Annotated in this window: 26 protein-coding genes and 1 tRNA gene; 14 read left to right on the top strand and 13 right to left on the bottom strand. The window is 59.0% G+C overall.

Annotated elements, in window-relative coordinates; genetic code table 11:
* Nucleotides 1-3 precede the first annotated feature (3 nt).
* Both QUE89_RS00545 and QUE89_RS00550 read left to right on the top strand, forming a co-directional pair.
* Entirely contained in the window at nucleotides 4-1,428 is a 1,425-nt protein-coding gene (locus tag QUE89_RS00545; protein ID WP_286221366.1) for an NfeD family protein, read from the top strand.
* Nucleotides 1,429-1,468: 40 nt separating this feature from the next.
* Nucleotides 1,469-2,257: a slipin family protein gene (locus QUE89_RS00550; RefSeq protein ID WP_286221367.1), complete on the top strand. Its 789-nt coding sequence runs from the start codon at nucleotides 1,469-1,471 to the stop codon at nucleotides 2,255-2,257.
* A 48-nt stretch (nucleotides 2,258-2,305) separates the two neighbouring features.
* Here QUE89_RS00550 and QUE89_RS00555 read toward each other — a convergent pair whose 3' ends face one another.
* The 3 genes from QUE89_RS00555 to QUE89_RS00565 form a co-directional block, all read right to left on the bottom strand.
* Nucleotides 2,306-2,584 (bottom strand): Lpp/OprI family alanine-zipper lipoprotein, encoded by a 279-nt coding sequence (locus QUE89_RS00555; RefSeq protein ID WP_041339864.1) that lies wholly within the window; start codon nucleotides 2,582-2,584, stop codon nucleotides 2,306-2,308.
* Nucleotides 2,585-2,788: 204 nt separating this feature from the next.
* The gene (locus QUE89_RS00560; protein ID WP_286221368.1) at nucleotides 2,789-3,349 is read right to left on the bottom strand and encodes a L,D-transpeptidase family protein; all 561 of its coding nucleotides are present in this window, start codon (nucleotides 3,347-3,349) and stop codon (nucleotides 2,789-2,791) included.
* Nucleotides 3,350-3,457: 108 nt separating this feature from the next.
* The gene (locus tag QUE89_RS00565) at nucleotides 3,458-5,182 is read right to left on the bottom strand and encodes a potassium/proton antiporter (RefSeq protein ID WP_286221369.1); all 1,725 of its coding nucleotides are present in this window, start codon (nucleotides 5,180-5,182) and stop codon (nucleotides 3,458-3,460) included.
* A gap of 71 nt (nucleotides 5,183-5,253) precedes the next feature.
* On the opposite strand from QUE89_RS00565, the gene QUE89_RS00570 reads away from it, so the two are divergent.
* A tRNA-Gly gene (locus QUE89_RS00570) sits at nucleotides 5,254-5,327 on the top strand.
* Nucleotides 5,328-5,496: 169 nt separating this feature from the next.
* Nucleotides 5,497-7,779: a bifunctional diguanylate cyclase/phosphodiesterase gene (locus QUE89_RS00575; protein ID WP_286221370.1), complete on the top strand. Its 2,283-nt coding sequence runs from the start codon at nucleotides 5,497-5,499 to the stop codon at nucleotides 7,777-7,779.
* Nucleotides 7,780-7,831: 52 nt separating this feature from the next.
* Here the strand turns inward: QUE89_RS00575 and QUE89_RS00580 are convergent, their stop codons facing one another.
* The gene (locus tag QUE89_RS00580; protein ID WP_286221371.1) at nucleotides 7,832-9,142 is read right to left on the bottom strand and encodes an NAD(P)/FAD-dependent oxidoreductase; all 1,311 of its coding nucleotides are present in this window, start codon (nucleotides 9,140-9,142) and stop codon (nucleotides 7,832-7,834) included.
* A gap of 176 nt (nucleotides 9,143-9,318) precedes the next feature.
* A complete protein-coding gene (locus QUE89_RS00585) occupies nucleotides 9,319-9,924 on the bottom strand; it encodes a TetR/AcrR family transcriptional regulator (RefSeq protein ID WP_286221372.1) in 606 nt (201 codons plus the stop codon).
* A 124-nt stretch (nucleotides 9,925-10,048) separates the two neighbouring features.
* Between QUE89_RS00585 and QUE89_RS00590 the strand changes: the two genes are divergently transcribed.
* Both QUE89_RS00590 and QUE89_RS00595 read left to right on the top strand, forming a co-directional pair.
* Nucleotides 10,049-10,603: a carboxymuconolactone decarboxylase family protein gene (locus QUE89_RS00590; RefSeq protein ID WP_286221373.1), complete on the top strand. Its 555-nt coding sequence runs from the start codon at nucleotides 10,049-10,051 to the stop codon at nucleotides 10,601-10,603.
* A gap of 237 nt (nucleotides 10,604-10,840) precedes the next feature.
* Nucleotides 10,841-11,401, top strand: a complete 561-nt coding sequence (locus QUE89_RS00595) for an LOG family protein (RefSeq protein WP_286221374.1) — start codon at nucleotides 10,841-10,843, stop codon at nucleotides 11,399-11,401.
* 4 nt (nucleotides 11,402-11,405) lie between these two features.
* On the opposite strand, the gene QUE89_RS00600 is transcribed toward QUE89_RS00595, so the two are convergent.
* The 3 genes from QUE89_RS00600 to QUE89_RS00610 all read right to left on the bottom strand — a co-directional run bounded on the left by QUE89_RS00600 (nucleotide 11,406) and on the right by QUE89_RS00610 (nucleotide 12,835).
* Nucleotides 11,406-11,582 carry a hypothetical protein gene (locus QUE89_RS00600; protein WP_286221375.1) on the bottom strand — a complete coding sequence of 59 codons (177 nt, stop codon included), beginning with the start codon at nucleotides 11,580-11,582 and terminating at the stop codon, nucleotides 11,406-11,408.
* Nucleotides 11,583-11,657: 75 nt separating this feature from the next.
* Entirely contained in the window at nucleotides 11,658-12,398 is a 741-nt protein-coding gene (locus tag QUE89_RS00605) for a spermidine synthase (RefSeq protein ID WP_286221376.1), read from the bottom strand.
* A 5-nt stretch (nucleotides 12,399-12,403) separates the two neighbouring features.
* A complete protein-coding gene (locus tag QUE89_RS00610; RefSeq protein ID WP_286221377.1) occupies nucleotides 12,404-12,835 on the bottom strand; it encodes an ankyrin repeat domain-containing protein in 432 nt (143 codons plus the stop codon).
* 193 nt (nucleotides 12,836-13,028) lie between these two features.
* Here QUE89_RS00610 and QUE89_RS00615 point away from each other — a divergent pair, with 193 nt between their 5' ends.
* Together QUE89_RS00615 and QUE89_RS00620 are read left to right on the top strand one after the other, a co-directional pair.
* Nucleotides 13,029-13,652, top strand: a complete 624-nt coding sequence (locus tag QUE89_RS00615) for a YbhB/YbcL family Raf kinase inhibitor-like protein (protein WP_286221378.1) — start codon at nucleotides 13,029-13,031, stop codon at nucleotides 13,650-13,652.
* 96 nt (nucleotides 13,653-13,748) lie between these two features.
* Nucleotides 13,749-14,600, top strand: coding sequence for a UDP-2,3-diacylglucosamine diphosphatase (locus tag QUE89_RS00620; RefSeq protein WP_286221379.1), 852 nt, complete (start codon nucleotides 13,749-13,751; stop codon nucleotides 14,598-14,600).
* Here QUE89_RS00620 and QUE89_RS00625 read toward each other — a convergent pair.
* Nucleotides 14,597-14,740 carry a hypothetical protein gene (locus QUE89_RS00625; RefSeq protein ID WP_286221380.1) on the bottom strand — a complete coding sequence of 48 codons (144 nt, stop codon included), beginning with the start codon at nucleotides 14,738-14,740 and terminating at the stop codon, nucleotides 14,597-14,599. The two genes, QUE89_RS00620 and QUE89_RS00625, sit on opposite strands and share 4 nt — an antisense overlap.
* A gap of 181 nt (nucleotides 14,741-14,921) precedes the next feature.
* Between QUE89_RS00625 and QUE89_RS00630 the strand changes: the two genes are divergently transcribed.
* The 5 genes from QUE89_RS00630 to QUE89_RS00650 all read left to right on the top strand — a co-directional run bounded on the left by QUE89_RS00630 (nucleotide 14,922) and on the right by QUE89_RS00650 (nucleotide 18,841).
* Nucleotides 14,922-15,614, top strand: coding sequence for a TVP38/TMEM64 family protein (locus tag QUE89_RS00630; RefSeq protein ID WP_286221381.1), 693 nt, complete (start codon nucleotides 14,922-14,924; stop codon nucleotides 15,612-15,614).
* A 104-nt stretch (nucleotides 15,615-15,718) separates the two neighbouring features.
* On the top strand, nucleotides 15,719-16,672 hold the full coding sequence (locus tag QUE89_RS00635; RefSeq protein ID WP_286221382.1) for a sulfurtransferase: 954 nt from the start codon (nucleotides 15,719-15,721) through the stop codon (nucleotides 16,670-16,672).
* A gap of 11 nt (nucleotides 16,673-16,683) precedes the next feature.
* On the top strand, nucleotides 16,684-17,898 hold the full coding sequence (locus QUE89_RS00640) for a YeeE/YedE family protein (RefSeq protein WP_286221383.1): 1,215 nt from the start codon (nucleotides 16,684-16,686) through the stop codon (nucleotides 17,896-17,898).
* A 16-nt stretch (nucleotides 17,899-17,914) separates the two neighbouring features.
* The gene (locus QUE89_RS00645; RefSeq protein WP_228264052.1) at nucleotides 17,915-18,112 is read left to right on the top strand and encodes a hypothetical protein; all 198 of its coding nucleotides are present in this window, start codon (nucleotides 17,915-17,917) and stop codon (nucleotides 18,110-18,112) included.
* Between the two features lie 30 nt (nucleotides 18,113-18,142).
* Nucleotides 18,143-18,841 carry an SDR family NAD(P)-dependent oxidoreductase gene (locus tag QUE89_RS00650; protein ID WP_286221384.1) on the top strand — a complete coding sequence of 233 codons (699 nt, stop codon included), beginning with the start codon at nucleotides 18,143-18,145 and terminating at the stop codon, nucleotides 18,839-18,841.
* Nucleotides 18,842-18,886: 45 nt separating this feature from the next.
* On the opposite strand, the gene QUE89_RS00655 is transcribed toward QUE89_RS00650, so the two are convergent.
* The 4 genes from QUE89_RS00655 to QUE89_RS00670 form a co-directional block, all read right to left on the bottom strand.
* The gene (locus QUE89_RS00655; protein WP_286221385.1) at nucleotides 18,887-19,633 is read right to left on the bottom strand and encodes an amino acid ABC transporter ATP-binding protein; all 747 of its coding nucleotides are present in this window, start codon (nucleotides 19,631-19,633) and stop codon (nucleotides 18,887-18,889) included.
* Nucleotides 19,630-20,304, bottom strand: a complete 675-nt coding sequence (locus QUE89_RS00660) for an amino acid ABC transporter permease (protein ID WP_138439839.1) — start codon at nucleotides 20,302-20,304, stop codon at nucleotides 19,630-19,632. Before QUE89_RS00660 ends, QUE89_RS00655 begins: the two co-directional genes overlap by 4 nt.
* An 18-nt stretch (nucleotides 20,305-20,322) precedes the next feature.
* The gene (locus QUE89_RS00665; RefSeq protein ID WP_286221386.1) at nucleotides 20,323-21,075 is read right to left on the bottom strand and encodes an amino acid ABC transporter substrate-binding protein; all 753 of its coding nucleotides are present in this window, start codon (nucleotides 21,073-21,075) and stop codon (nucleotides 20,323-20,325) included.
* Nucleotides 21,076-21,230: 155 nt separating this feature from the next.
* Nucleotides 21,231-22,016 (bottom strand): C40 family peptidase, encoded by a 786-nt coding sequence (locus tag QUE89_RS00670; RefSeq protein ID WP_286221387.1) that lies wholly within the window; start codon nucleotides 22,014-22,016, stop codon nucleotides 21,231-21,233.
* Nucleotides 22,017-22,184: 168 nt separating this feature from the next.
* Here QUE89_RS00670 and QUE89_RS00675 point away from each other — a divergent pair, with 168 nt between their 5' ends.
* Nucleotides 22,185-23,153, top strand: a complete 969-nt coding sequence (locus QUE89_RS00675; protein WP_286221388.1) for a DUF3179 domain-containing protein — start codon at nucleotides 22,185-22,187, stop codon at nucleotides 23,151-23,153.
* Nucleotides 23,154-23,230 lie beyond the last annotated feature (77 nt).

Raw genomic sequence — 23,230 nt, forward strand, 5'->3', positions numbered from 1 at the left:
GGTATGCAGGATTTCCAACCCTTGTCTTCAACCCGCGCCAAACGGCTCAAAATCTGGTGCGCGACCCTGGTCGCCGGTCTGCTGCTTGCACTCGGATCCCTGCTGCATCAGGTCCACGCCGAGCAGGAAGCCTCCAGCACCGCCCTGGTGCTGACCATCGATGGCGCGATTGGCCCGGCCACCATGGACTACATCACCCGCGGTATCCGGCGAGCAGAAGCCGATGGCGCCGCCCTGGTGGTGCTGGAAATGGATACCCCCGGCGGCCTGATGGATTCCATGCGCGATATCATCAAGGCGATCCTCTCCTCTGACGTGCCGGTCGCCACCTATGTCTCGCCCCAGGGCGCCCGGGCCGCCAGCGCCGGCACCTATATCCTGTATGCCAGCCACATCGCCGCCATGGCCCCGGCCACGAACCTGGGCTCAGCAACGCCGGTGCAGATGGGCGGCCTGCCGGGTAGCCCAGAGGAGGAACCAGAGCCAGCGAATGGTGACCAGAACGAAGATGGCAAGCGCCGGGGCAACACCGCCATGGAGCGCAAGGTGCTCGAGGATGCCGTCAGCTACATTCGCGGGCTGGCCGAGCGCCACGGCCGCAACGCCGACTGGGCCGAGGAGGCCGTGCGTGAAGCGGTCAACCTCAGTGCCAATGCTGCTCTGGAGCAGAACGTGATAGATGTGGTGGCGCCCAGCCTGGGCGACTTGCTACGACAAATTGATGGCCGCACCGTGCGCATGGCCCGCGGTGACCTGGCGCTGGAAACCAGCTCGCTGGCCCTTGTGCGCTCACAACCAGACTGGCGTACCCGGCTGCTCTCTGTCATTACCGATCCCAATGTTGCTTACTTCCTGATGATCATCGGCTTCTACGGCATCATCTTCGAACTGGCCAATCCGGGCGCTGTGGTGCCCGGGGTGATTGGTGCTATCAGCCTGATCCTGGCGTTGTTCGCCTTCCAGGTGTTGTCTGTGAATTACGCCGGCCTGGCGCTGATTCTGCTCGGGCTGGCCTTTATTGTCGGCGAGGCCTTTGTGCCCAGCTTCGGCATTCTGGGCGTGGGCGGCATTGTCGCCTTTGTTACCGGCTCGGTGATCCTGATGGATGGCTCGCACCGGGACATCTCACTCCCCACCATTGGCGGCACCGCCGTAGTCGCCGCGGGCTTCATCCTGTGGACCGTGACCAAGTTTATCGGCCTGCGACGCAAGGGACCGGTCAGCGGCAGTGAGCTGATGAGCCAGGAGCAGGGCCTGGCGTTGGACGATTTCGCCCAGGACCACGACCGGTTCAGCGGTCATGTGCGGCTCAATGGCGAGCGCTGGAAGGCCGTCAGCTCCGGCCCGGTCAGCGAGGGCGACTCGGTTCAGGTCAAGGCAATGGAAGGATTGACAGTAACTGTCGAGGTCATGGACGAAAACGGCTGACCCGGCGCAGACAAGCTCACGGCATACTCAAGGAGGCCGTATGATTGGTGAACTGATTCCCTACCTGGCACCGACCCTGGTGTTGTTGCTGATTCTTGGCTCGGCGATCAAGATTCTGCCGGAATACGAGCGCGGCGTGGTGTTTTTCCTGGGGCGCTTTCAGGGGGTCAAAGGGCCCGGCCTGATTATCGTGATCCCGGGTATCCAACAACTGGTCAGGGTTGATCTCCGGGTCATTGTCCTGGACGTACCCAGCCAGGACGTGATTTCCCGCGACAACGTCACGGTTCGGGTTAACGCCGTGCTCTATTTCCGGGTGGTGGACCCCGAGCGCGCCATCATTCGGGTTGAGGATTTCAACTCCGCCACCAGCCAACTGGCCCAGACCACCCTGCGTTCGGTGTTGGGCAAGCACGATCTGGATGAAATGCTGTCGGAACGGGACAAACTGAACTCAGACATTCAGGAAATCATCGATGCCCAGACCGAGGAATGGGGTATCAAAGTGGCCAATGTCGAGATCAAGCACGTGGATCTGAACGAATCCATGATTCGGGCCATTGCCCGTCAGGCCGAGGCCGAGCGCGAACGTAGGGCCAAGGTTATTCACGCGGAAGGGGAATTGCAGGCGTCGAAGAAACTGGTAGAAGCGGCCAACGTGATGTCGGCGAACTCGGGTTCGATGCAGCTCAGATATATGCAGACATTGGCCGATATGAGCAACACCAATACCTCGACCATCGTCTTCCCGCTGCCGATGGAACTGATGACGACGTTTCTGAAGGAGAACGCGCCAGCTTCACCTGAAAAGCCTGAACCGGAGGCATAAAAAAAGGCCGGATTACCCGGCCTTTTTAGCATCAGCGTAAGCTGAGCTTCACTTCATGCTAGAACGCTCGAGCATACGCTTGGCGCGCTCGTTCGCTTCGTTAGCAGACTTCTGAGCTGCCTTGGCAGCGGCCAGAGCTTCTTCGGCGGTCTGCTGGGCAGTACGTGCAGAGCTGGCAGCGCTGTTAGCGGTGTTCAGTGCATTCTCTGCAGTTTGCTCTGCGGAATTCGCAGTTGCATTGGCTTCGTCGATAGCTGCCTGGTTAGAGGCGCAACCGGCCGTCAGTACAGTAGCCATTGCAAACCCGGCGATCGTCAGTTTACGCATTGTAAATCCCCTTATTGGTCGAGTTATTTCCTAAGATCCGGAAGTCAGTTCAGTACATGGACGACTTCCTGTCAAACCGGCCCGATAGGCGTTGACTACCGGAGTCGTTAAACAGTGTAAAACACTCTGAGACAAAATGTTAACTGGGGATACGTATATTTTCACGGCTTATGACAACAACTTAATGCAGTTGTCAGTGAACGGTCAGGGCAGGATGCGAATCGGGGTGCCGTTGGCGACCAATTGCCAGATTTCGTCCATCTCCTCGTTGGTTACCGCAATGCAGCCATCGGTCCAGTCCAGGCCGCGGTAGGCGAACGCCATGTCTTCGGCGTCGTTGGGCAGGCCGTGAATCATGATGCTGCCACCGGGACTCAGGCCCCATGAATGTGCCAGTTCACGGTCTTTTTCGCTGGGATAGGAGATGTGGATGGATTTGTAGAAGTCGCTGCTGGCATTGCGCCAGTCCAGGGTGTAATCACCTTCAGGGGTGCGCTCGTCGCCTTCGTAGAGCTTGTGGCCTTCCGGGTTGTCACCCAGGGAGATGCGATAACTCTTCACCACCTGGTCATCGTCCATCAGGTACAACCGGCGCTCGCTCTTGCGCACCAGCACCTTGTTGATGTCTACCGAGTCGTGGTCAAACACCTCTGCTCCGGGCATGATCAGGTCGGCCCGTGCCAGCAGTTCGCTGGCCGCACCGGTAAGGGGGGCGAGAGCAGTGATTGCAATTAGACAGACGGTAATCAGAAAACGGGTCAACATGGCCTTAACTTACCAATGGTTAATGTTCGAATAGCCACTTTTATAACATAGCTCGTCGACGGAATGTTGAGGGCTTTTGTTAACTTTTTCAGTTATCTCTTTTCAGGATCAGAGATTTTGTGAACCCTCCATCTTGAGACCCACCTTGGTGACCTGGTCGGATTCGGTAGCCCGGGCAACCAGCACCACCGGCCCCAGCGTCACGGTATCACCGACAACCGGGTGACCTTTGGTGCGCTTGGCAAAGCACTCGGCCAGGGACAGTTCCGGTGGCAGGTCGTCAAACTCGATACCGTACACCTGCTCGACATCCCCCAGCAGGGCATCGCCGTTGAGCACGAAGTCCCCGAAGAAGGCCCGTTCGGCCAGGTATCGGGGTGCATGACGGCCACTCAGGGCCTTGCTCAGCTCGGGTAACACCCCTGGGGTGGCGAACATGGCCACCATGTCGCCACTGGACACTTCCAGGTCACCCTTGGGCTGCAGGCACACCCGGTTGCGGAATACACCGGCGACGGTGGTATTTTCCGGGAATCGCAGTTGGCTCAGCGGGCGTGGGGTCTCCCAGGGCTCGCCGCGCAGGGGAAACAGCATCAGTTCGTGATCGCCGGCGCCGGGCGCATCCAGCGGCAGGCGCCGATAAGGGTCTTCGCCCGCTGGAACTTCAAGCCGAAGCTTACGAGCCAGCGGTGCCATGGTGGTACCCTGCACCACCAGTGATACCAGAACGATAAAGAAGGCAACGTGGAACACCAGCTGTGCTTCCGGCAGATCGGCGATGATTGGAAACAAGGCCAGCACGATGGGTACAGCACCCCGCAGTCCAACCCAGCTGATAAAGCCCAGCTCTCGTCGGTTAAAGCCGAATGGCCAGAGTGTCAGCAGCACCGTCAGTGGCCGGATCACAAAGATCAGCGCCAGCGCCAGGATCAGGCCGCCGCCCAGCAGGGGCAGCAGATCGGAAGGCGTGACCAGTAACCCCAGCATCAGGAACAGGCACAGCTGTGCCAGCCACGCGAGGCCGTCGTGGACCTGCAGGATCATCGGCATCATCCGCACCTGGCGGTTGCCGATAACCACACCGGTCAGATAAATCGCCAGGAAACCGCTGCCGCCCAAGGCGTTGGTGGCGGAGAACACTGAGATACCGCCGGCGGCAACCAGCAGCGGGTATAGCGACGGTGTCAGCCGGATTCGGTTGGCCAGTTCCACCACCAGGTAGCCGCCCAGAATCCCGGCCACGCTGCCAATGCCGAATTGCTTGATCAGCATGATCAGGGCTGACCAGGTGGGACTGTCACCGCTGTTACCGATCAGGGTGACCAGCATCAACGTCAGGAAAATGGCCATCGGGTCGTTGCTGCCGGATTCGATTTCCAGGGTCGCGCTGACCCGTTCGTTCAGGTGCAGGCCCCGGCCCTGCAGCAGCGAGAATACGGCGGCGGCGTCGGTGGAGGAAATGATCGCTCCTACTAAAAGTGCGGTCAGCCATTCCAGGTCAAAGACCCAGCGCGCCACTACGGCGGCGCCGGCCGCGGTCATGAACACGCCCAGGGTGGCCAGTACCAGTGCCGGGCGTAAGCCCACCCGGAAGGTCTCGGCCCGCGTGCGCATGCCGCCATCGAGCAGGATCACCCCGAGCGCCAGATTGGCAATCAGGAATGCCAGTTCGAAGTTGTCGAACTGAATGCCGCCCGGGCCGTCCTCACCCATCATCATGCCGACCCCAAGGAAAATCAGCAGCACCGGCATGCCCACCCGGCTCGACAACGGGCTAAGCACAATACTGATGACCAGCATCAGGGCGCCAATCAGGGTTAGGGTGGGATCCATCAATGCTCCAGCTAGAGTGCTTGCTCATTTGCGGTCTGGCTGCTTACATTGCTTACGCAGTCACCGCAAAGGCGGGTGTAGTTCAATGGTAGAACGGCAGCTTCCCAAGCTGCATACGAGGGTTCGATTCCCTTCACCCGCTCCATCATGCTTCCAAAATCGTTGCCGGTGCCGTCGGCAAAAGTGATGCACTCCTATCTCATACCGACTATTTTGAATAATAGGACGGGCCGTGAACAGGGCCGGGGCGCCCTGAAAGATCAAAAAAACCAGTCTATTCGGGCATGAAAAAAATACAACAATGACGACAGCCTATGAGCAGCAATTATCCCGAAGATTTGCGCTTCGGTGAAGCAGCCCTGAGGAACCTGGAACCACAGGAGCGCGAACGTGATGGGGCAGCCCTTATACGTTCGTTAGGCAATGGATTAATTGCGAGTGTGGTGGGAGTCCTGCTGTGCGTGGCAGCGATTGTCATTGTTGTTTTTTTTGCCGCCAACAGGCTTGACGACTATGCCGGGGAGAAGTCGCTGGAGAAGACTCAGCGCCTTCTGGATGTCGAGGTCCGGAGGTTAGCAGATCTATGCCTTGAATACGGCTGGTGGAACGAAGCCGTTGACATGGTGATCTACAAGCGTGACCTGGAGTGGTCGGAGACTTATGTCGGCGTTTATCTACAGGAACGCTATGGCCTTGAAGCTATTATCAGTTTGGGGGCAGATGGTGAGCTGGTCTATGGGCGTTACGGGGACGAGGTCCTGCAACAGGATCGGCCTGGCGAATTGAAGTCTGCCAATCTGGATACTCTGATCCAGGCAGCTGTTGATACTGATTTCAATGATCCCGTGCCTGCAGTGGGATTCGTCGATGTCGGCGGTACACCCGCAATTGCCGCGGTGACAACCTACGCGGTATACGAGCCCACTGAATTTAACGTCAATGAATCCCATGGCTCGCTGATCCTGATCAAACTGCTGGATCAGGAGTTGCTGTCTGCCTGGTCAGATGACTTTCACATAACGGGATTGACGTTTTCGCCCAAAAAATCTGGAGCTGACAACGAACACTCGATTGCACTGAGCGGCCCAGGCGAGCAAGTACTGGGGCATTTGGAATGGTCACCGGAACGCCCAGGACAACAGTTTTTGGCCCTGGTGCTGCCCTGGGCCGGTGGCGCAGGCCTGCTCATGACATTGGCGTGTCTGTTCTTCTACACCAAATTGCGAACTTACGGCCGTATTGCACACGCCCATTTCGAGGAGTTAGTGAGCAGCCGAGAGGTACTGTACCAGCAGGCACAATTCGATTTTCTGACCGGACTGGTGAACCGCCCTCTTTTTCTGGAATTGGTGTCGCGGGAGATGAATCGGTGTTTCCGCCACAAGGAAAAAGCGGCGGTAGTTTACATCGATCTCGACGGATTCAAGGCGGTCAATGACTCCCTGGGTCATGATGTTGGTGACGAACTGCTCTGCCTTGTCTCTGAGGAACTGAGCAACAGCGTCAGAGGGGAAGATGTCGTCGCACGTTTTGGTGGCGACGAGTTCTGCTTGCTGCTTACCGGGATAACGGATGCCAGTGACATTGAACGTGTGTTGGGCAAGATTCAGAGCCAGTTTCTTCGGCCAGTGAGCCTTGGAAGCCACAGGGTCGTCATCGGAGTTAGCGCCGGAATCGTGATTATCCCTGACGACACAGCGGACTGCTCCACCGTCTTCCGGTACGCGGACATGGCCATGTACGCTGCCAAAAAACATGGCCAGAACGGCTACCGTTTTTACAGCGAAGAGATGGAAACCCACTCTCGGCAACGCAATGCTTTGAAATCCCAGCTGCTTACTTCCTTGGCTAACCAAGAGCTTTATCTGGTGTATCAACCGGTTTATGACCTTCGTGATCGAAGTGTGCGCGGGTTGGAAGCGTTGCTTCGATGGCGCAGTGCGGAACTAGGCGACGTTTCGCCCAGTGATTTCATTCCTGTTGCTGAGGAGAGTGGCGCCATTGAGCACATCGGGCTCTGGGTCGCCGGGAAGGTACTGGAAGATTTAACAGAAATGGATCAACGAACTGGTCAGAAGCTGACCGTATCCATCAATGTTTCAGTCAAGCAATTGCGCGATCCAAAATTCCCCGACCGGTTGGATGAACTGTTGCGCAAATATGATCATGATTCCTCGCGGCTGAAGCTCGAGATCACTGAAAGTCTGTTGATCACAGAGCAGGACAGCGAACACACCGTGCTAATGGAGCTTAGTAGCAGGGGGTACCGCTTAGTTCTCGATGATTTTGGTACCGGCTACTCCGCGCTTGGGTATTTGCAACTGTATCCGCTGGAGACCATCAAGATCGACAAGTCGTTTGTTAGTGGGGGCAGCGCCTCAGGAAGTCACATGCCCCTGGTGAAAAGCATTGTTTACATGGCGCAAACCATGGGCATGACCACTGTCGCTGAAGGGATAGAAACAGAGGAGCAGGAGGCATTTGTCGCTGCCTTGGGCTGCACCTTCGGGCAAGGCTTTTTGTTCAGTCGGCCGGAACGTCTCGAGCGGATTCTTGAGATCATTGAACGTGCGGACGACGATCAAACCTCCCCTTGAGCAACGTCTATGGTCGATGCCTGAGACGCCGCCATCCGGGGCTCGGTACAAACTAGTGGAGTTTCAGGCGCGGCTGCATCGCGCGGCTGATTTTGTCCATCAGCCAGATAACGCCGGCTCTAATCGGGCCATGCAGGGCGACCTGATGCATGCGATACAGCGATACATAGAACAGCCGTGCGACTTTGCCCTCAATGTACATGCTGCGCCCGGACAGGTTGCCCATCAGGTTGCCGACGGTGGTGTAGTGGCTGAAATTGATCAGCGAACCGTGATCGTTGTAGACGAATGGCACCGCGTCGCCGCCGTTGATACGGTTGCGTAAGGTTTTGAACAACGCATCAGCCTGCTGGTGCGCGGCCTGGGCCCGGGGCGGCACCGGCCGGTCGCTATCCGGTTGTGGGCAGGCGGCACAGTCACCCAGGGCGAAGACATTGTCGTCGCGGGTGGCCTGTAGGGTCTGCTCGACCACCAGTTGGTTGCCCTTGTTGGCTTCCAGTCCATCCAGATCCGCCAGGAACGCCGGTGCCTTGATACCGGCTGCCCAGATGGTCATTTCCGAGGGTAGCTCGGTGCCGTCTTTCATGACGATGCTGGCACTCCGCACTTCGTTGACCGGCTGGCCAGTAAGCACGTTGATGTGCTGATGCTCCAGCTCCCGATTGGCAGCGGCCGACAACCTGGCCGGCAATGCAGGCAGAATGCGGTCGGCCGCTTCGATCACGGTGATCGAAACATCCGAGGGCTGCAGATGGTTCATCCCGTAAACCGGCAATTCCCGGGACGCCAGACGTAACTCGGCGGCCAGCTCGACACCGGTGGCGCCGGCACCAATGATGCTGATGTTCAGGCTGTGATTCTGGCCCTGCAGCGCCTCGTGGTTTTTGCGCAGGAACGCATTGAGCAACAGGTTGTGGAACCGGCGGGCCTGACTGAGGCTGTCCAGGAACAGGCAGTGGTCCTGCGCGCCCGGAGTGCCAAAATCGTTGGCGGTGCTGCCGACAGCGATAACCAGGGTGTCGTAACGGATGCGCCGCTCGGGCACAACTTCGGCACCGTCCTGATCGTGAAAGGCGGATATCAGCAGCTGTCCGGCGTCACGGTCCAGACCATTCATGCGGCCGAGCTGAAATTCGTAATGGTGCTTGCGGGCGTGGGCCCGATAATTGATTTCGTTGGCGTTGGCATCCAGCGAACCGGAGGCAACTTCGTGTAGCAGTGGTTTCCAGACGTGGGTCAGCCCGGCATCCACCAAGGTCACGCGAGCTTTACCTTTTTTGCCCAGCTTGTTGCCGAGCCGGGTTACCAGTTCCAGCCCGCCGGCGCCCCCGCCGACCACCACGATGTGATGAAGGTTTTCCATAACAATCAGCCCCTGAAGTGAAGAAAGCCAAGCACTCTCCGGACAAAATGCTTGGCTGTCGTCACTGGGACGGGGCAGAAAATGTAGGGTACTGATGCTGAAGGAATAGAGTAACGCGGAGGGCACCCCAGGCACAATTGGACGGAAGTGCTATGGGTGCCCGAAGGGCGATGGTATTAGTGCCGGGTGCGGTAGCTCTCCAGAATGCTGGCGACATCGGCGCCCAGGTCCGACAGCTCATCCGGTGCCAGGTCCCGTTCGGCCATGGAGCGGATCGCAACAATTTGAGCCTGCAGCAGGCGCGCCAGACGATGGCAGTCGGTGGATGCCAGCAGTTCACCCCGGGCCTTGGCGGTTTCCAGGGCCGCGCACAGGGCCTGCTGAATGTTGGCCAGTATCCGGTTGGCCTGCTCAGCCAGCGCCGGGTGGGTGTTACTGGATTCCAGCAGGGTTTTTACAATCATGCAGGCCCGGGAGGGCTTGGCCTGGGTTTGATTGCCGGTCTGGGCGATACCGCGCAGGTACGCCTCCAGACCATCGACGATGGACTCTGCCGGCTCCAGGTAGGTCTTCAACTCCTGGCTGCCTTGTTCGGCGTACGCTGCCAGGGCTTCGGAAAATAACCCATCCTTACTGCCAAAAGTTGCGTAGATACTACCCGGGCGCATATCCAGAGCCTGTTCAATCTGCTTCATGGAGCTGCCGTGGTAACCACGCTCCCAGAACAGGGCAATGGCTTTTGCCAATGCGGTTTGTCGATCGTAGCGGGCGTGCCTGGCCATAACTTCGGTCCGTTCGGGTCTTCGAGAGATATTGAATGAATGCTCAAATTATAACTTGAATGATCACTCAATAACAGATAGTGTGAATGTGTTGTTGAGCAATCACTCAAATTAGGAGTCTGATATGACCGACTTTACTCTGCACGATAAAGATTCAGCACCGGAAAACTCCAAGCCGCTGCTCGAAAACTCTCAGAAGGCATTCGGAATGATTCCTGGGCTACATGCGGTCATGGCTGATGCGCCCACCGTTCTTGATGGTTACCAAAAGCTCCATGAACTGGTACTGAATACCAGCTTTGATAACGACGAGACTACAGTGGTGTGGCAGACCATCAACGTTGAGCACGCCTGCCATTACTGCGTCCCAGCGCACACCGGCATCGCCAAGAGCATGAAGGTGTCGGATGACATCATCAACGCCCTGCGTGATGAGACGCCGCTGCCCAGCGACAAGCTGGAAGCGCTGCGGACCTTCACCCTGGCTGTCGTTCGCAAGCGTGGCGAAGTGAATAGCGAAGACCTTAATGCCTTCTACGAGGCGGGTTATAAGCGCAGTCACGTGCTGGAAGTGATTCTGGTGCTGTCGCAAAAGGTGATGAGTAACTACATCAACCACATCGCCGAAACCCCGGTCGACGAGCCGTTCCAGAAGTTCGCCTGGAAAAAAGCCAAGTAATATTCTTGGTCAATAACGAGGATGCGGGCCCGGCCTGCATCCTCGTTTGTCTGTTGCCCGCCCTTTTTACTGCCCTGATCTTAAGACCTCTGCTGTCCACGCTGCCCTGTCGCTGTCTGCGCGGCGTAACCCTGCGAACACCTCTAACAACGCTCTCTTCTCCCTCTGTGCCTGCGCTCTGCTACTGTTTTAGGAACAGCCGGATGTTGGCGTTGGTAAGAAATCAGTGAGGGTTTGATGAAAATTGCAGTCTATTGCGGTTCCCGTTCGGGCTCAGACCCGAAATTTGCGCGCGCAGCCGAAGCATTAGGCGCCTATTTGGGCAGCCACGGTATCGATGTGGTGTTCGGGGGCGGCCATGTCGGCCTGATGGGGATTGTTGCCGATGCGGTGTTGGCTCACGGTGGCAAGGTTTACGGCGTGATTCCCGAGCATCTGCGGGACCGGGAGTTGGCCCACCCCGGCCTGACCGAGCTGTTTGTGGTGGCGGACATGCACGAGCGCAAGGCCAAGATGGCTGAGCTGGCGGACGGCTTTGTCGCCTTGCCCGGTGGCATTGGCACCCTGGAGGAAATTTTCGAAGCCTGGACCTGGGGGCAGCTCGGTTTTCATCACAAGCCCTGTGCGCTCTATAACGTGGATGGCTTCTATGACCCTCTGCTGGCCATGGCGCAGCGCATGGAAGAGAAGGGTTTTCTGAAACAGGAATACATCGACATGCTGGTGTTGGCGGACACGCCTGAACAGCTGGTGGATGGATTCCGTCGATACTGCCCGCCCCATGAGAAATGGAGCTGAATCATTACTCCGCTTCGTTACGGGCCTTCTCTAGCTGTTCCAGTTTTTCGTGCAGCAGCGCTTCCAGTTTGATCAGCTTTTCCCGGTTTTTTTCATCGGGCCGGTTGGTGTACAGGCCAACGTAGGTCTGGGTGACCTCGTTCAGGATCGGGTGAAGCTTTTTGTACTCTTCGTCAGGCATGGTCCACGTCCTCCCGTGGCGGGATTGTTACCTATAACTATGGAACATCCTGGCCATTGATCAAGGCGGAAGCGTTCACAGGGGCATGACCTTGGTCATCAGCTTGCGCCAGTCAATAGGTAGCTTCTGCTCCAGCGCGAGTAGAGCAGGATCGCGGCTGTGCAGGGCTTCGAAAGGCTGCTTGCTGGCGTAGATCACGGTGTTGTTGGTTTTGCTCCGAAACATCAGCAGCTTGGCAAACTGCTGCCGGAGCTGGCGCAAATAGACACTGCCCGGCTCCGGTGGCCGGTGGTAGTTCAGGGTCAGCCAGCCGTTCGGGCTGAGCACCCGGCTGCACTGGTCGATAAACATCCGCTGGGCCTGGGCCGGACTCATCCGGTCGCCGCTGTAGAGGTCGGCCAACACCAGATCGGTGCTGGCATCCGGCAGTTTCGAGAGCGCATCGCGGGCGTCGGCAATGGTCACGGTCAGCCGGTCACTCTCGGGCAGTCCAAAGTATTCCCGGGACACCGCCACAACCTCCGGACGCAACTCCACGGCGTGGATGTGGCAGTTCGGATACAGGTGGTGGAAGGCACTGGCCATCACGCCACCGCCAAGACCTAAAATGGTGACATGGCGGGGCTGGGCAAAGGCCGCCGGCAACATCATGGCACGGTTATACTCGTGCACCGGCAGATGCGGGCGACGCCGGTCGATCTTGCTTTGCTCGAATGCCGAGTTGAAGGTCAGCACCCGGTGCTTGCGGTAATCAATCACCAGGATGCTGCCGAGGGCGTCCTTGGCGTGGTGAATAATCTCTCCCTGGTTGAACACAGGCGTCAGGCACTTAGCCTGGCGATGGCCGATTCCGCCCCGGCCGCGCGGGCATGGTCGAGCGCGGTCGCGCCTTTGTCGTCGGTCAGTTCCAGCGTGGCGCCAGCGGTCAGTAATGGCTCAATCAGATGAACCGCGTTGTTGTCGGCCGCGATCATCAGGGGCGTCCGGCCCTGGTTGTCTGCCAGGTTCGGGTTGGCGCCCTGCTCCAGTAGCACCTCAACGGTCTGGGTGTGGTCGTTGGCGGTGGCCAGCATCAGCAGGCTCTCACCCTCACTGGTACGGATATCCACCGGCACGCCGGCGCCCAGTAGCGGCATTAGCAGTCCGGCGGCGCCGTTTCGGGCCAGTTCGAAGATGCCCTGGGCGAAGGCAACGGCGTCTTCATCTTTCTGGTTGTCCGGTGCCTGCGGCTGGCCGGGTTGCTGTTTGCTCATGGTGACTCCCCTGGTAGGTCAGGATGGTTGCAAGAAGTTTGTACGGTGGCTGCGATCAGTCTCGTGCTTCGATCCTCTGGACAGACGTGCAGCTGCATTGCTACAACCGCTGTATCACACACGTATGATTGAACAGGCCGGCTTAAGACACAATGTCTGTAAGGTGAGCCCACGATCAACAGGAGGCAACGTCGTGAAATTAGAAGTTCGAGGCATCGAAGAAGGTCAGCCAGTTCCGGAGAAATTCGCGTTTGGTGTCTACAGCGACACCGATCATATGAGTTTTGGCCCCAATCGCAACCCGGAAACCCTCTGGGAGGGCGCGCCGGAAGAAACCAAGAGCTTTGTGGTCATGATGTTTGATCCGGACGTTCCCAGCGTGGCGGATGATGTGAACCAGGAAGGCAAGACCGTGGCCAAAGACCTGCCCCGGGTAGATTTCTTCCACTGGCTACTGGTCGATGTGCCCGCCGGAATCAGCCGTATCCCTGAGGGTGAGGACAGCGATGGCGTGATTCCGAAAGGAAAGGAATTCGGCCCTGGCCCCATCGGTATTCGTGGTGTGAACAGCTACACCCAGTTCCTGGCCGGTAATCCGGACATGGCGGGCACCTACGCCGGTTATGACGGCCCGTGCCCGCCCTGGAATGACGAGATCATGCATCACTACCACTTCGAGGTACATGCGCTGGATGTCGAAAGTCTGGGCCTCACCGGCGAATTCGATGGTAATGCCGTGCGCGAAGCCATGGCTGGACACGTTCTGGCCAGTGCCCGGGTAACGGGTACCTATACGCTCAACCCGGCCCTTCGCTGAGCGCGCAGTCATTGAACTGTCTTGAGGCTGTCACCCTGCCGTCATTCGTCCGTGCAAAGATTCTGTTATCCGGGCGGATTGATGGCAGGAGATACCATGCGAGACTACCGCAGCGTTTTTATTTCCGATGTGCATTTAGGCACCGCAGATTGCCAGGCGGCTTATCTGTTGGATTTCCTGAATCAGGTGCGTTGTGAAACCTTGTATCTGGTCGGCGATATCGTTGACCTGATCGCGATGCAGAAGCGGGTACATCTGCCGCCGGAGCATCAGGCCGTCGTGCAGCGGTTGATGGAACTTGCCGCCACCGGAACCCGAGTCGTGTATGTGCCCGGCAATCACGACGAATTCTTTCGTAAATTCTGTGGCCAGACCATCGCCGGCATAGAGCTCAAGCACAAGGTAGTGCACACCACCGCAGATGGTCGCCGGTTCATGGTCTGCCACGGCGATCAGTTTGATCAGGTGGTGCGTTGCAGTCCCCTCATGCTGCTGGTGGGGGATCGTGCCCATGGGTTGCTGCTTAGACTGAATCGCTGGGTCAATGGATTGCGGCGGCTGCAGGGCAAGCCCTACTGGTCGATGGCGGCCTGGGTTAAATCCCGCATTGGCAAGGCCCGGACCTTCATTCGTCGCTTCGAGCTGGCGGCGCTGACGGTGGCTGAAAAGGGCCATTACGACGGTTTTATTTGTGGTCATATCCATTCCGCTGGCTTTCTGCGCAGCGAAAACGGGTTGTATTGCAACGATGGTGACTGGGTGGAGCATTGTACGGCTCTGGTGGAGCATGGGAACGGTCGGCTGGAGTTGCTGCACTGGTCCGAATCCCCAACCACACTGGCCTGGGAGCCGGACGCTCCAAATCCTGAAATGTCTGGAGATGTCCGGCCAGCACTGGATCATGTGCCGGCCGGATTCGTGGAACAGCTCAATCGTCTAGTGAGTTAGTTGTCCTCCCCGACCATGGGTGTTTCGAGGCAGATCCGGTTGTTTCCGCACTCGATGTCTTCGTCGCTGACGCCTTCGGCGAAAGCCGTTGAGCCCAGCGCGAACGCCAGTAAAAGCCCGGTTAGTGTCAAGATTTTCATCGTCCTGTCCCCTTTGTCGCCAATTGCCACCCGTTCTGTGTCACCCCAGGTCGCCGGTACCACCGAGTGGCTTACACAACATGGACACCCGAACGGGCGAAGGATTACGCCTGCAACGCATAAATCATGGTTGCCATTCGATCAGGCTTTCTTGGGCGAGCAGGACGGGTAGAATACCCGGATGCGCCACACCCAATGGGTTTTCCGTTTTTCCTTTCTGATCTTTGTCGGGCTCCTGATGGCTGCCATCTGGCTGGTATTGCGCCAGCTGGGCATGCCTGCCAGCCTGGCACCAGACGCGTTGTCCCAGTGGCTCAGTCAGCAGGATGGCTTGGGCATGGTGCTGCTGATGCTGCTGATGGTGCTGGCCGTAGTGATAGGCCCGATACCGACCCTGCCGATCAGCGCCACTGCCGGCCTGGTTTATGGCACTGCCATGGGCACCGCGGTTGCCGTAGCGGGCGCCCTGGCCGGAGCCATCATTGCGTTTTATCTGGCGCGAATCCTTGGGCGGGAACTGGTGCGGCGCAAGCTGGATCAGAACCCTGTGTTTTCAGCCCGCGGTTCCCAGCGTTTCCTGTTCGTTGCGGTGCTCCTAACCCGCCTGATACCGCTGTTTTCGTTTGCCCTGATCAGTTACGCCGCCGGCGTGACCGCCATCTCGCTCTGGCGCTACGCTCTAGCCACCACCCTGGGCATGCTGCCGATGACGTTTGTCTTCGCCGGGCTCGGCCATACCTTCGAATTCAACCCGGTACTGACTGTCATCGCTGCCGCTGTCATTCTGGTGGTTATGAGCACCCTGCCCCTGTATCTCAGTCGCCGCCCCCAGTCCCGGCTGGCGCGTTGGTTGCAACTGGACGGTCAGGTCTGATTCGATAGACCTTGAACCTTTGCCCCCGGCGGCAATCCAACTAGGCACGCTGGCGAAACCAAGTCTATATTTCAGTCCAATCGCATCCACAGACAGGTGATCTTATGGCGCGTTTCTTCGCAATCATCCTTTTTCTGGCGGGGTCGCTGGCCCACGCCGAAACCCAGCCACCAGCTCTGGTAGACGCCAACTGGCTGAATCAGAATTTGGGAAAGGACCAGCTGGTGGTGCTGGATGTTCGTTCCGGTATCGACAATGGCGGTGATCGCAGCAGCTTTCAGCAGGCCCACATTCCCGGTTCCCGTTACAGCAGCTACACCGGCGATGGCTGGCGGGAGAGTCGTGACGGTGTGCAGGGGGTGTTGCCCCCGACCGCAAGCCTGGAGCGCCTGATTGGCAGCCTGGGTATCGGTAATGACAACACCGTGGTGATCGTGCCGGCCGGCACTGGAGCGACCGATTTCGGCAGTGCGGCCCGGGTCTACTGGACCTTCCGGGTGTTGGGTCATGATCAGGTCACCATTCTCAATGGCGGTTTCGCCGGCTGGCGTGCGGCCGGCTACGAGGTGGTCAGCGGAGCGGGCGCAGACTTTGAACTGGCGAACTTTGAGGGCGCCCTGCAGGCGGACCTGATTGCCACCCTGGAGGAAGTCGAAGAGGCACGGGAGTCCCAGGCCCAGCTGGTGGACGCGCGGCCATCGGATTATTTCCGGGGCGAGACCAAGTCGCCGGCAGCCAAGGCTCCGGGCACCATTCCCGGCGCCAAGAATCTGCCCCATCACGAGTTTGTTGGTCAGCAGGATGAGGTCTGGTACCTGAATGCCGATCGCATCACCGCCCAGGTGAATGCCGCCGAGCTGGACCCGAATGCCCGCACAATTTCCTTCTGCAACACCGGACACTGGGCCGCCACCGATTGGTTCGTGCTGAGTGAACTGGCCGGCTTCCAGGAAGTGGCCTTGTACGACGGCTCCATGTCGGAGTGGTCCCAGGACAGCAGTCGGCCGATTCAGGTAGCCCGTAAGGGCTTGGGTAAGATTCTGAACCTGTTTGACTGAGAGCCCGACTCATGACCGAATCCGCTGTTGCCCAGCCACCCTCGTATAGCGGCCGCTGGCAGATAGACCGTTTTGTCGTCAGCACTGCCCTGGCCGGTGTCGCCCTGTTGGGCGGGTTGATCTGGCTGGAAACTGCCCCATTCATGGTGGCGCTGTTTGTGATTGGCACCGTGCTGGGCATTGCCCTGTATCACGGTGCCTTCGGTTTTACCGCCGGCTGGCGCAACCTGGTGGTGCACCGCAAGGGCGCCGGTATGCGGGCACAGTTGCTGTTGTTTGGTTTGAGCTCCTTGATCATGGTGCCGCTGCTGCACAGTGGCCAGGACGGGTTGATTGGCGCGGTGGCGCCGGTGGGCACCTCCCTGGTGGTGGGCTCATTTCTATTTGGTCTGGGCATGCAGCTGGGCGGCGGCTGTGGTTCCGGCACGCTGTTTACTGTCGGCGCCGGTAATATCCGCATGGTGATCACCCTGGTGTTTTTCATCCTCGGCACGGTGATGGGCTCCATCCACCTGCCCTGGTGGCTGGACCAGCCCGGCGTGGATCCCATATCCCTGGTCACGCCCCTCGGCGTCAGCGGTGCGATTCTGGCCCAGTGGCTGGGCCTGGGGTTGATTGCGCTTTGGGTGAATCGCATCGAGCGTAAGGCCCATGGTTCGGTGGAGCGTGCAGCGTTGCTCTGGCAAGCGCCCAGTCACGGGCCAGTTCGAACACTGCTGACCGGGCGCTGGCCGTTTGCCTGGGCGATCCTGGTGCTGGCCCTGGGCAACGCCCTGACTCTGGCCATTGGCGGTTCGCCCTGGAGTATTACCTTTGCCTTTAACGTCTGGGGGGCCAAGGCATTGGAAGCCGTGGGTGTGAACATGGGCCAGTTCGAGTTCTGGCAGTGGGAGTACCCGGCCATGGCGCTGAAGGATTCGGTGTTGACCAACATCCCTTCGGTGATGAACTTTGGCTTGCTGCTGGGTGCCATGCTGGCGGCCGGCTTGGCCAACCGCTTCAATGAGGCCAGTCGCAATCGCCCGGAACCCCGGCAGTTCTATGCGGCCGTGGTGGGCGGTTTGTTGCTGGGTTATGGCGCCCGCCTGGGCTTCGGCTGCAACATTGGCGCTCTGTTCTCCGGTATCGCCTCGGCCAGCGTGCACGCCTGGATCTGGTTCGCCTGTGCCTTTGTTGGCTCGTTGGTAGGCATCCGCTTGCGGCCCTGGTTCCGCCTGCCAAACTGATAGGGAAAGAGAACCGATGGTGGAGCAAGCTTACAGTCGAACCCGAATTCTGGTGGTCCTGGCTATCCTGCTGGTGTTGATTCTGGCCGATCACCTGAAAAGCCCGACGTTCGCATTTAATTCAGGCCAGGGCAATGTGGAAACCGCCCTGACCCAGCGTGACGAAACTGCGTGCGCGCCCTGCGGTGCACCGTGTCCGTCTACTCGAGACTGAGCCTGCCGGGTGACCGGCCGGAGGTATGAGATGAACAAGGTTTGTGTGGTGATTGGTGTCGGCCCGGGCAATGGTGAAGCCCTGGTGCGCCGGTTCTGCCAGGAAGGCTATGACGTTGCCATGCTGGCGCGAAGCAAGGATTTTACCGAACGTCTGGCGGGGCAGTTGTCCAGTGCCCATGCTTTCGTCCACGACGCCAGCGATCTGGAAGCGGCGGCCTCGGTGTTTGCCCGGATCGAACAGCAACTGGGCGCTGTCTCAGTGTTGCTGTACAACGCCGGCGGTGGTGTGTTCAAGAGTGCCGAGGACGCCAGCGTAGACGACTTTGAAGCCAACTGGCGTATCAATGTCGGTGGCCTGGTCGCCGCCTTTCAGGCGGTGCTGCCCCAACTGCGCCAGCATGACACGGCGAGCATCGTGATCACCAGTGCGTCGGCGGCCTTGAGGGGGCGCGCCAATACTGCGCCGTTTGCGTCTGCCAAGGCGGCCCAACGCAGCCTCGCGCAATCGATGGCACGACAGCTAGGCCCCGAGCGCATCCATGTAGCTAACGTGATCATCGATGGCGTGGTGGATTTGCCGCGCACCCGCCAGGCCATGGGCGACAAACCGGACGACTTCTTCGTCCAACCCGCCGCCGTTGCCGATGCGGTGTGGATGCTGACCCAGCAGGCACCGTCGGCCTGGACCTTTGAGCTGGATCTGCGACCGTTCGGTGAGACCTGGTAGGCGTTGTGCCTGATGGGCTGAGTGAGGCCAGGTTAAGGGCCGGACTCAGCCCTGGTGCGTCGCCAGAATTTTCTGCAGGAAGTCCTGAGTGCGGGGATCTTTCGGGTGGTAGAAAATCTCGCTCGGAGGGCCCTGTTCCACAATCCGCCCGTCGTCGATGAAGATCACCCGGTCGGCGACGTCGCGGGCGAAGGACATCTCGTGGGTGACCAGCATCATGGTCTGGCGTTCCGCCGCCAGTTGCTTCATCAATGCCAGTACCTCTTCGACCCATTCCGGGTCGAGGGATGAGGTGGGTTCGTCGAACAGGATCACTTCCGCGCCGGCCGCCATGGCCCGGCCAATGCCCACGCGCTGCTGCTGACCACCGGACATGGACGCCGGGTAGGCGTCGGCTTTGTCTTCCAAACCAATGCGCCGCAAGATTTCCCGGGCCCGCTCGTAAGCTTTGGCTTTCGGCCAGCGATCAACCACCAATAACCGCTCGGCGATATTCTGCAGGGCGGTCTTGTTGGCAAACAGAGCGTAGTTCTGAAACACGAACGCGGTCTGCTGACGCAACGACAGGATGTTCTTCTTACTGGCCCGGTTTACGTCCACGGTCAGATCGCCGACGGTGATCTCGCCAGCGGTGGGCTGTTCGAGGAAATTCACGCAGCGTAACAAGGTGGACTTACCGGTGCCTGAGGGCCCGATAATCACCACGATCTCGCCTTTCTCGATGGTCAGGTCGATGCCGTCGAGCACCACCGCATCGCCAAACTGCTTGCGCAGCCCCTTGAGTTCAATCATCGGCTATAGGCCTTGTTCAGACGGGTTTCCAGATTACCCTGCAGCCAGGACAGCATCTCCACCACGATCCAGTACATGATCGCTGCCACGATGAAGGCCTCGAAGTACAGGAAGCTGCCGGACGCCTCTTTCTGGGTGGCGCCCATCAGCTCGGTGACGCCCAGGGTGAAGGCCAGTGACGTCGCCTTGATCATGTCGATGAAGTAATTCATCAGTGTGGGCAGGGCGACCCGGGTAGCCTGCGGCAGGATGATCCGGCGCATCAGTTGGCTGTTGGTCATGCCGATGGACAGTGCAGCTTCGGTCTGACTGCGATCCACCCCGACAATGGCGGCCCGGATGGACTCGGCCATGTACGCCGAGAAATGCATGGTTAGACCCATGATGGTGGCGGTGATGCCGTCGATGACGGTGAGCGCACTGAACAGCTGGGGCAACCCGTAGTAGAACAGGAACAGCTGGACCAGCAGCGGCGTGCCGCGGAAAAAGGAAATGAACACCACGGTGAACTGGTTCAGCACCGGAATCCGCTGCACCCGAATGACCGCAAACAGGCACGCCAGGATCAGCGCCAGCACCATGCCCAGCGACGCCAGCTGCAGGGTCAGGGGCAGGTAGCCCAGTAGCACGGGGACCAGACCGAGCATGTAGTCGACGTCGAGAGCGCCCATAGCGTGTTTCCTGTGTGATTAGGGCGCGGTGATGTCGGTGCCGAACCAGTCCTCGGAAATGGCTTTCAGGGTGCCATTGTCCCGCAGTGTTTTCAGGGCGGCGTTCACTTCATCCCGCAAGGCCCGGCCACGCTCGGTGTCTTTGAACGGGTAGGCGTTAGTGATCTGGGAGAAGGTTGGTCCGGCCAGTGCCAGCGGCAGCGGCTTTTCCTTGATGATCTGGCTGGCACTGACCCGGTCCATCACGAAGGCATCGACCCGGCCCAGGGCGGTATCGCGCTCGATGTTGCTCTCGTAAGTCTTGATGTCGATCTCGTCAGCGTAAGGCAGGTCACGCAGCAGCGCCTCGAAGTTTGAGCCCAGGTTAACCGCAACCGTCTTGCCCTTGAGGTCTTCCACACCGTTGATATCTTCGTTGCCGGCCTTGGTGACCACCTGGGCACCGTCGTAAACGTACGGCTCGCTGAACAGGTAGGCCCGCTGGCGTTCTTCGGTAATGGTGATCTGGTTGGCCACGGTATCAATGCGGCCGGCGCCGAGCATGCCAAACAGGCCGGAGAAGGCAGCGGTCTGGTACTCGACCTCACGGCCCATTTCCTTCGCGATGGCGTCCATAACGTCCACTTCAAAGCCCTTCAGGGTGTCCTGTTCAACGAACGTGAATGGGAAGTACTGGCCAGACATGCCGACCCGGATGGTGTCGTCCTGGGCATGAACGGAAGTCGTTACCAGTGACAGGATCACCAGTGCAGAAGCTAGCAGGGTTTTCATAATCTCGTCCTTTCCGGTTTGTTGCCGTGTTGTCGTCAGTGACGATTGCGCAGGCGCATAAGAATGAAGATTGAAATCGAATTTGCCAATAGTTTAGCAAGCCTGGACCGGTCATCGATACGGGCTTTCCTAGAGGTTGGTTTGCTCTGGGTGCGTTATGGCGTTTGCGGGGGATGTTTCAAGCGATCTTCCCAAGCCAGTCCGTGATAGTCAAAGTCTGGCGTCAGAGTCGGCTTGATTATCTGGAAAAACGGCGAGGCATCGAAATCTCGGGGTGTGAACAGGGAGTGATGTCGGACTCGATAGGCGACCCGGGTACAATCCGCGCAGTCGGGGTCGTCGGCAGGCACCATCCGGATCAGGGGCAGGATAGGGTAGCGTAGCTGTTGGAAAGCTTCGGCCAGGAAGGTGGAGCAGATCGCCCGAGTCGGATCGCCACTGCCGAACGCCAGAAGCCGATGGCGGTACTGGGTGGGCACTGGCGGTGTGGGTAAGAGGTACCGGGCCAGGTCGAAAACGTTTTTGAGGTCGTAAGTGTTGCCGAGCCGACTGAGTGCAAAGCCGGTCAGTTGCTGAATGTCGTCACTGTTCAAACCCACCGGACGGCAGATCCGGGTATGGCTGTGGCGATAGTACGACAGCGGCAGCGCGCGAATGCCTTGTTCCAGGTCGGCTTCAATCAGGACATTGGGCTCACCAGTGTTGCTCTGGCCCAAGCCAGCATCGGGGCCCAGATACAGGGCGCTGTGAGACCAGGTGGATTGGGTCAGGTATTTGATCGCGACGCTGATACGGGTGTCGCCCTCCACCAGAAGCACATCAGCGGGTCGCAATGCCTGCTCCAGCTGCCGATAGGTGGAGGTCGGTATCGATTTCTCGGTGATCTGCTTGGTCAGGTACTTGGCAAGCCAACCTGACAGCCAGCGCAAAATGCTGCCCATGTATTCCTCTCCTGTTTCCTAGCCCTACTTTAGCGGACAGAGGGGGGCCGTGCCGACCTCGGATCACGGCCGTAACAAAACCAGCCTTCGTGTGTCGTAACAAAGATGCCCTAATGAAAACAAAGGGTGCGGTTCGGTGTTAGTCGTGCTGAGGCCAGGAGGTGGACGATGGATACGAGAACGGAGCGGCTTCGCGGAATACCTCTCTGGCAATGGGTTTGGTCTGCCGGGCTGTGTCTGCTACTGGGACCGATGGAGTTGCTGGCCCAGCAGAAGAACGGCTTTAATCTGGAATCGGCACTGATTCCGCCGGAGCAGATTATGCGCGGGGGACCGCCCCGGGACGGTATCCCGGCGATACAGCGGCCCAGGTTTGAGCGCCCTGACGGCAGCCAGCCCTGGCAGCCCAAGGACCTGATGCTGACCTACGACGGTGCGGGCGTTAGCCGGGCTTTTCCGATTGGTATCCTGAACTGGCACGAGATCGTCAACCTGCCCAATCAGGTGCCGCCCCTGGTGATTACTTTCTGCCCGCTGTGCGGCACCGGCATTGGCTTTGATCCGGTGGTCGACGGCCAACACCTGACCTTTGGCGTTTCCGGTCTGCTCTACAACAGCGACCTTTTGATGTACGACCACCAGACCGAGTCCCTGTGGTCGCAGATTGAGGGGCGCGCGGTATCAGGCCCAATGGCAGGCCAGGAATTGCAGCACGTGCCGGTCCGGCACGAGCGCTGGCAGGCGTGGCAGGCGCGGGCTGCCGACAACGGGGAAGTGCTGTCGACCGACACCGGCTACGGCCGGGATTACCGAAAATCGCCCTACGGCAACTACGAGCAGTCGGAGCGGATCTATTTCCCGGTGACCCAGACCAGTCGCAAATACCACCCCAAAACCTGGGTGCTGGGCTGGCGTCACAACGGCGAGGCCAAGGCCTGGCCGTTTCCGGAGCTGGCCGAGCACGATGGCGTGCTGCAGGACTCCGTTGGTGGCAAGCCGGTCACCGTTCACTACGATCCGGATACCCCCTCTGCGGAACTCCGGGATGAAGATGGATCGCTGCTGCCCGCCACCCGGGCGTTCTGGTTCGCCTGGTACACCTTCCATCCGGACACCGGAATCTTCGAGAGCAATTAATTTGCCTGCATTCTGTAATGGTTGAGTAAATCATGTGTCTCACTGATAACCGCCTGATAAGGCGGTTGCGGAGCTTT

The organism is Marinobacter sp. LA51 (genome assembly GCF_030297175.1).
GTDB classification, from domain to species: Bacteria; Pseudomonadota; Gammaproteobacteria; order Pseudomonadales; family Oleiphilaceae; genus Marinobacter; species Marinobacter apostichopi.